Genomic DNA, 7,449 nt, shown 5'->3' on the forward strand with positions numbered 1-7,449 from the left:
CCCGGCGACATAGCGGGGCGCCGCCGGCTCGGGAAAGAACGTCGCCGAGGGCAGGCAACCCGAGGTGGTACGGGCGAAATCCAGCGTCCAGCGGTTGAGCTGCTCGGCCATGCCGGGCCGGTGGGCGTACGCGAGCGCGCTGAACGCCCGGACACCGAGCCGGCGCAGGTGGGCGACCCGATCGGCGTCGCTCCACCGGTACCGGACCGGCCACTCCAGGCCCACCAGCGGGCCGGCCGACTCGAAGTACTCCCACACCCGACGGCGCAGCCTCGGCGGCAGGAAGTGCACATGCACGTCGGCCAGCCCGGGCAGGCCGAGCCCCTGCCAGAACCCCGGCACGGAGGCGTCGGCCGCCACGATCGCCGGGTCGACGGCCTCGACGGTCACAGGTCGAGATTGAACCGTTGCAGCACCGAGGGAGCCACCAGCCCGAGCGCGGCCAGCACCGAGACGATGGTCAGCGCGGTGCGGACGAAGACGACCTCGACCCGGCCGCCGGCCCGCAGCGCGATCTTGTCGGGCAGGCTGATCGGCGTCCACATCCGACGCTTGATCGGGATCGGCCAGAGGATCGGTACGCCGGCCCGGGTGATCATGTCGCCGATGATGTGCACGAAAGAGCCCACCCCGACCGCCAGGCCGATCATCGGGTAGCCGCGGTCGCCGGGCAGGTTGGCGGCGGTGAAGACGGCCGCGCCGGCCGAGATCAGGGTGACGATGAGCCAGCCTGCGCGTTCGGCCCACTTGTCGAACAGGCCGCGCAGGGCCAGACCGATCATGAAGAACAGGATGCCGATCACGGCCCACTTGCCGTACGTGGCACACAGCGTGGTGGTGCCCCAGCCGACCAGCACGGTGAACGGGATGGTGTGGGTCAGCGTACGGTGGCCGTTGTTGCGCTTCGGGTCGCGGCTCAGCTTCGTGGCGTAGTAGACGCCGAGCGAGATCTTCTCCACCACCTCGGCGACGAACAGCGAGAAGACGCCGAAGGTGCGGGCTACGGTAGCGCCGCCCTGGTTGCGGGTCACCTTGCCGGACAGGTCGAGGTCGGGCAGCAGCGCGCCACCCGCGCAGACGGCCGTGCCGACGGCCAACGCCAACGGCGACTGCTCGTAGTCGTAGAACTGCTGGAGCGCCCAGGACCCGCTCAGCCATACCGCCGCGCCGGACAGCGCGTGCGATGGTCCCATCATCTCGGCTCGCCCTCCCCAGGGATCTTGAGCGCCAAAACTACGCCACTGTAGTTCGCGGCGGCGCCGCAGGGGATCACCCGGACAGTCCACAGCGGACGATGCCGGAGCGCGGTCGGTGGACCGGGCCGACCACCAGGGAGTATGGCAGCGCACGCCCGCCAGCCGGGTCGGTGTGTCGGCCATGAGACGCCGAGCGCGGACCTCCCAGATGGGTGGTCCGCGCCGGGCGTGAAACGGTGCCGGGTCAGGGCCCGGCGCGGCGGATGACGAGGTAGCTGACGGCGGCCAGGGGCAGCGTGAGCAGCGCCGGCCAGCCCACCAGCAGGGCCGCCCCGGACTGGTCGGCGAACCAGCTGCCGATCGCCGGCCACCAGCCCTGCCAGGTGACGAGCACGCCGAGCCCGCCCATCACGACCAGCGCGGCGGCGCTCAGGGTGAGCATTCCGTTGGCGCCCCAGCGCTTGAACACCAGGGCGATCGCGATGCCGACGAAGCCGAGCAGCAGGAACGGCAGCGCGAAGCCGAGGAACCGCAGCACCGGGTTCTCCACCCAGAGGAAGGGCAGACCGAAGAAGCGCAGCTGGATGCCCCAGCCGTCGGTGGCCTCCTCGATGACGGCCAGCAGGTAGAGCACCGCCGCGTAGCCGATCGCCTGGGCGGCGAACTGGAGCACGTTGCCGAGGTAGAAGCTGCGGCGCGAGATTCCCAGCCCGAGCGCGAACGGGAAGTCCTGGGTGATCGTGTTGATGCAGGCGATGAACATTACGACGTAGATGCTGACCAGACCGCCGGTGGTCGGTTCGACGTCGGGGTTTTCCTGCATGGCGGTGAAGAGCGCCAGGTTGACGAGGAAGCTGAGGGCCAGGATCCCCCAGGGCCAGCCGACGACGCTGGGCCAGGCGACGAACTGGAGCCGGGCGACCGTCAGAGCGCGGTTCATCGGACAGCCTCCTTGCTGGTCGCGCTGGCGCGGTCGGCGTCCGGCGCGGGCCCGTTGCTGGTGGTGGTCAGGCGGACGACGAGTTCCTGGAGCGAGGACGCTTCGAGACCGAGGCCGAGGGAACGGGCATGGTCGTGCTCGGCCGGGCCGAAGTCACCGCGTACGGTGGCCCGGGCCGTCCCGCCGAGGAGCACCCGGTGCAGCTCGGCGCCGGTGCGGGCGAACTCGTCCACCGCCGCGACCGGGCCGGAGACCGTGACCACCTGGCCCCGGAGCGCCTCCGCCTCGACGTCCAGCAGGAGCCGACCCTGGTCGATCAGCAGGACGTGCTCGATCAGGTCGCTGACCTCGTCGATGAGGTGGGTTGACAGCACGATCGTGCGGGGGTGTTCGGTGTAGTCGGTCAGCAGGTGGTCGTAGAAGATCTGCCGGGCGACGGCGTCCAGGCCGAGGTACGGCTCGTCGAAGAAGGTCAGTGGGGCCCGCGAGGCGAGCCCGACGACGATGCCGAGCGACGAGAGCATGCCCCGGGAAAGCTTGCGGACGTTGCGTTGCGGCGGCAGCCGGAAGTCGGCGACGAGCTGCCGGGCGAACTCCTCGTCCCAGCCCGAATGGACCAGCCGGGCCGCCCGCAGGACGTGGTGCACCTGCAGGTTCGACGGGTAGGTCTGGCTCTCCTTGATGAAGCAGATCCGGGAGAGCACCTGCTCGTTCTCGTACGGCTGCTGCCCGAAGACCGTGACCTCTCCGGAGGTGGCGAAACTCTGTGCGGTGAGGATCTGCATCAGGGTGCTCTTGCCGGCGCCGTTGCGCCCCAGCAGGCCGTAGATCCGGTTCTCGGTGAGCGAGAAGCTGACCCGGTCCAGTGCGGTGACCCCTCGGTACCGCTTCGTGAGGTCGGTGACGGTGACGACCGGGCTCATCGGTTCTCCTCCCAGGTGTCGATCATCTGCTTGAGTTCCGCCGGGTCGATGCCGAGCTTGCGCGCCTCGGTCAGCAGCGGTTGGACGTACTGCCGGGCGAACTCGTCGCGGCGCCGGCCGCGCAGCTTGGCGCGGGCGCCGGGAGAGACGAACATCCCGATTCCTCTCCTCTTGTAGAGGGTTCCGTCGTCGACCAGCTGGTTGACCCCTTTGGCCGCGGTCGCGGGGTTGATCCGGTGAAAGGCCGCCAACTCGTTCGTCGACGGCACCTGGCCCTCCTCGACCAGGGTCCCGTCGAGGATCGAGTTCTCCAGCAGCTCGGCGATCTGCAGGAAGATCGGCCGGCCTTCCTCCATCACGTCCGCCATCCTGGTTCGCCACCGTAGTTAGGCGGTTCACTACTCATGTAACTAACCATGGAGCCGGCGGGGCCCCGCTGTCAAGAGCACGTGGTCCAGCGCACCGTCGCCGCTGCCGGCTCAACCGGTCAGGGGTGGTCGACTCCGTTGCGGTGGAGTGGCGGTATCCCGGTCTCCGGGATGCCGGCGGTCGTCACCACCAGCGCTTACGCGGCGGGCGGACGGTCACGTCGCCGAAGATCACGCGGCACCGCACCTCGATCACCGGGGCACCCTCGGCGATCGGACCGCGCATCTTGGACTGCTTGCTGCCGAAGATCGCGCTGCCGGTGAGCCGGACGTCCGTGCCCAGCGGCACGACGATCGTGACGTTGCCGAAGATCGCCTCCGCGTCGATCCTGGTCACCTGACGGGGCAGCTGGGTCTCGTGCAGCTCGATCCGGCAGTCGCCGAAGACGGCCCGCGCCTCGACGGATTCCGGTACCAGCCAGGCGCCCTTGCGCACGTCGCTGCCGAAGATCGCCACGAGCCGTTCCGGCGGCAGGGCCACCGCGCCGGCGGACCTGGCGGGTGGCCGGCTCGGAGCGTTCGGCAGGTCCCTGGTCACCTTGGCCAGCTCGCCGCGGGTCACGGAGGCATGGGCGGCACCGGCCCGCTCGGTGTACTCGTCGAGCGTCAGCCGGCCCTCGGCCGCCGCCTGGCCGAGCAGCTCCACGACCTCCTCGCGCTCCCGGTCGGAGACTCGCAGCCGGTCAGTGTCGTCGTCGTACCGTTCCCGCTCCACGGCCCGAGCTTAGGCCCTGCGTCGAAATCGCTGCCCGGACCGCCGCCTGGACTCCGCCTCGGCTCGGCCGAGGACCTCGACACAGGATTTTCGATGAGCCCGACCCCTCGCGGTACCGCCGCGACCGACGCCGTCGGGGGTCACGTGACGCGAGCCGATTCCCCGGTCGTAGGCCGGGTACGAGTGCCCGATGAGCCCGTACCGCCGCGAGCGACCTGCTGCGCGCGGCCGGTTGGGACGATCCGACGGCAGCGAACGAGGAGGTGCGGAAGGCGGCCCAGGAGGGCGAGGACTCCGGCCCGGGGCGCTGACCTCAGCGGCCGGGACGGAAGCTGGCCCGGATCGTGGCCAGTTGGGCCGCTGCCGCTTTCCAGTCGTGCTCCTGGGTGATCCAGCCCAGCGTCCAGGAACGGCCACGTGCCGGCCGGTCCGGCACGATCTGCGTGGCGCGTATCCGGTCGCCGTGCGGGGTCAGCCAGCCGAACTCCCATTCGGTGGCGTCGCCCACCCGGCCGAGGCGGAACTCCTGGTAGCCCGGGAGGGTCCCGGCGGCTAGTTCGCGGTCCCGTACCGCCCGCAACCGGGCGGCCCCGGCGCTCGGGTCGGTGTCCCGGGCGACGGTGAACGCCCGGCCGGTGGCCGGGTCCTGGAAGCAGGCCACGTCGTTGTCGCGGGAGTACCGCCACTCGATTGGCACCGCAACCCGGAAGCCGCCACTGTCGGCGTGCCAGGCCCAGCCGGCGGGCGGCCGGAAGCGTTCGTCGGCGGTGGGGGTCGCGCCGGTCACCTGAGCGCCGTCGACCCACGGGCGCACGCAGGGCAGCGGCGGCGGTACGAAGGCCCCCGGCGGCGGACGTCTCCCGTCGGGCGGGGGAGGGCCGCCAGGCCCCGGACCGCCCACCTCGTGGGGCGGCGCCCCGGGAGGGGCATCGCCCGCCTCGTGGCGCGAGCCGGAGTGGTCCTCGCCAGCAGCCACCACGGTCAGCGCGGTGCCGATCCCGGCCGCCATCGCCACCAGGACGGCCACCACGGCCAGCGCCCAGGGCCGGGCCACGGCGACCCGGTCGCGCTCCGGCCCCGGAGCTCGACGCTCCGGGCCGGAAGCCGTCCCAGCCGCCGCGGCCTCGGCATGCCGGCCGGTCGGCGGCGGCTCGTGGCTCGGCTGACTGGTCGGCTCGGCGTCGGTCGTGGGTGAGGACATCGGGCCGGAGCCAGCGGAGCCGGTCGAGGGAAAGGGCGCGGTGTCGTCACCTGACCGGGCTGGCTCGGTCGGTGCCGTGCCGGCGGCGACGAGCAGCCGGCGACGGGTCTCGGTGTGGTCGGCGCGGTCCGCGGGGTCGCGGCGCAGCAGCCCGGCCAGCACCGGCGCCAGCAGCCCGGCGTGCGGCGCCGGGTCCGGCGGGACGGAAGCCAGCGCGCTGAGGGTGGCCATGGCGGTGCTGCGGGCGTACGGGGAGCGGCCCTCGACGGCGGCGTGCAGGGTCGCGCCGAGCGACCACAGGTCGGCCGGTGCGCTGGACACCCCCTCGGCGGCGCGTTCCGGGGCGACGTACTGCGGCGAGCCCAGGACGGTGCCCGAGCCGGTCATCGCCCCGTCGCCGCCGTCGAAGACGGCCAGCCCGAAGTCGGTCAGCAGCACCCGGCCGTCGTCCGCGACGAGCACGTTCTGCGGCTTGACGTCGCGGTGCAGCACCCCGGCGTCGTGCGCCGCCCGCAGGGCGTCCAGCAGGGCCAGGCCGATGCGGGCGGCGTGGTGCGGCGGCAGCGGGCCGTCGCCGTCGATGACATCCTGGAGGGTGCGCGAGGGCACGTACTCCATGACGATCCAGGGTGTGCCGGCGTCGGAGACCACGTCGTAGACGCGGACCACGTTGGGGTGGCTGAGCCGGGCGGCGGTACGCGCCTCGCGCAGGGTGCGGGCCCGCAACTGGTCGCGTGCGTCGCCGCCGAGCCAGGCCGGCAGCACCACCTGCTTGACCGCCACCTGGCGGTGCAGCACCTCGTCGCTGGCCCGCCAGACCGCACCCATCCCGCCGCGTCCGACCAGGTCGAGCAGCCGGTACCGGCCGGCGATCAACGCTCGCACGCATCCCCCATCCGCCGCCGTCCGGCGTACACATTAGCCAGCGGATCGGGGCTCACCTATCCGCAGAAGGGCTTGTGTCGACGTCACGACCCGGCCCCGCCGCGACTCGTGCCGGGACCTCGACACAAGCCCTAGCAGGCGGCGCCGCCAACCGCGAGGAGGTTGCCGTCCGGGATCGTTATCGTCTGCCGGCGTAGCGGCACCTCGACGGTGGCGCGCCGGGCCTGCATCGGCCCGTGCTCCCGGCGGGCGGTGGCGTACGCCTCCGCGGTGCGGGCGGCGATGGTGGCCCAGCCGTACCGCCGGCCGACCATGGTGCGGGCCTGCCGGGCGACCCGGCGGGCGAAGACCTCGTCGCCGAGGAGCTGGCCGACCGCGCCGGCCAGGGCGGGTGGGTCGCTGTGCGGGAAGGTGACGCCGGTGACGCCGGGCTCGACGATCTCGGCCAGGCCCCCGGTGCGGGCCACCGCCAGGGGCGCCCCGGCCGCCGCCGCCTCCAGGGCCACCATGCCGAAGGGCTCGTAGAGGCTCGGTACGACGGTCGCGTCGGTCGCGCCGAGCACCGCCGGCAGTTGCGTGTTGTCGAGGAATCCGGCGAAGCGTACGGTGCCGCCGAGCCCGAGCTGGTGGATCCGCTCCTCCAGCTCGCCCCGGTAGGGGCCGTCCCCGGCGATCAGCACCTGCAGCCCGGGGTGCCGGTCGCGCAGCTGCGGCACGGCGTCGACCAGGTGCTGCACGCCCTTCTCGTAGACCAGCCGGCCGGCGTACCCGATCAGCGGGCCGTCGCCGGCGAACCGGGCGCGGGCCGAGGCGACGGCGCGGGGGCGGGCCCGCCAGGCCCGGTCGTCGACGCCGTTGGGCACCACCTCGACGCGGTCGGCGGGCACGTCGAACAGGGTGGTGACCTGCTCCCGCATGTAGCCGGAGCAGGCGATGAGCCGGGTGGAGGCGCTGCTGAGCCAGTGTTCGACGCCGTGGATGGTGCGGTTCATCTCCGCCGGCAGCCAACCCTGGTGCCGGCCGGCCTCGGTGGCGTGCATGGTGGTCACCAGCGGCAGGTGCAGGTGTTCGGCGAGGGTGATGGCGGTGTGCGCGACCAGCCAGTCGTGGGCGTGGATGACGTCGTAGGTGCCGGTGTCGGCGGCGCGCAGGGCGGCGCGG

7 protein-coding genes and 1 pseudogene are annotated in these 7,449 nt (G+C 72.6%); all 8 read right to left on the reverse strand.

The features are described 5' to 3' along the window. A pseudogene (locus tag AB0M52_RS27380) lies at window positions 1-390 on the reverse strand (amidohydrolase); the annotation flags it as partial. Continuing rightward, window positions 387-1,196 carry a metal-dependent hydrolase gene (locus AB0M52_RS27385; RefSeq protein ID WP_363959407.1) on the reverse strand — a complete coding sequence of 270 codons (810 nt, stop codon included), beginning with the start codon at window positions 1,194-1,196 and terminating at the stop codon, window positions 387-389. The pseudogene AB0M52_RS27380 and the gene AB0M52_RS27385, both read right to left, overlap by 4 nt. A 244-nt stretch (window positions 1,197-1,440) precedes the next feature. Further along, window positions 1,441-2,136 carry an ABC transporter permease gene (locus tag AB0M52_RS27390; protein WP_363959409.1) on the reverse strand — a complete coding sequence of 232 codons (696 nt, stop codon included), beginning with the start codon at window positions 2,134-2,136 and terminating at the stop codon, window positions 1,441-1,443. After that, a complete protein-coding gene (locus tag AB0M52_RS27395; protein ID WP_363959412.1) occupies window positions 2,133-3,059 on the reverse strand; it encodes an ABC transporter ATP-binding protein in 927 nt (308 codons plus the stop codon). Before AB0M52_RS27395 ends, AB0M52_RS27390 begins: the two co-directional genes overlap by 4 nt. Then, window positions 3,056-3,427: a GntR family transcriptional regulator gene (locus tag AB0M52_RS27400; RefSeq protein WP_363959415.1), complete on the reverse strand. Its 372-nt coding sequence runs from the start codon at window positions 3,425-3,427 to the stop codon at window positions 3,056-3,058. The genes AB0M52_RS27395 and AB0M52_RS27400 overlap by 4 nt, the downstream gene beginning before the upstream one ends. A 184-nt stretch (window positions 3,428-3,611) precedes the next feature. Next, the gene (locus AB0M52_RS27405; protein ID WP_363959418.1) at window positions 3,612-4,202 is read right to left on the reverse strand and encodes a DUF1707 domain-containing protein; all 591 of its coding nucleotides are present in this window, start codon (window positions 4,200-4,202) and stop codon (window positions 3,612-3,614) included. Window positions 4,203-4,515: 313 nt separating this feature from the next. After that, window positions 4,516-6,288: a protein kinase gene (locus AB0M52_RS27410; protein WP_363959420.1), complete on the reverse strand. Its 1,773-nt coding sequence runs from the start codon at window positions 6,286-6,288 to the stop codon at window positions 4,516-4,518. A gap of 131 nt (window positions 6,289-6,419) precedes the next feature. Beyond that, a partial coding sequence (locus tag AB0M52_RS27415) for a glycosyltransferase family 4 protein (RefSeq protein WP_363959423.1) occupies window positions 6,420-7,449 on the reverse strand: 1,030 nt, incomplete at its 5' end.

The organism is Micromonospora sp. NPDC051296 (assembly GCF_040682255.1).
GTDB lineage: Bacteria > Actinomycetota > Actinomycetes > Mycobacteriales > Micromonosporaceae > Micromonospora > Micromonospora craterilacus.

Excerpts from the sequence above, each read along its gene's own strand:
- AB0M52_RS27390 (WP_363959409.1), bottom strand. The coding sequence starts at position 2,136 with ATGAACCGCGCTCTGACGGTCGCCCGGCTCCAGTTCGTCGCCTGGCCC.
- AB0M52_RS27400 (WP_363959415.1), bottom strand. The coding sequence starts at position 3,427 with ATGGCGGACGTGATGGAGGAAGGCCGGCCGATCTTCCTGCAGATCGCC.
- AB0M52_RS27385 (WP_363959407.1), bottom strand. The coding sequence starts at position 1,196 with ATGATGGGACCATCGCACGCGCTGTCCGGCGCGGCGGTATGGCTGAGC.
- AB0M52_RS27395 (WP_363959412.1), bottom strand. The coding sequence starts at position 3,059 with ATGAGCCCGGTCGTCACCGTCACCGACCTCACGAAGCGGTACCGAGGG.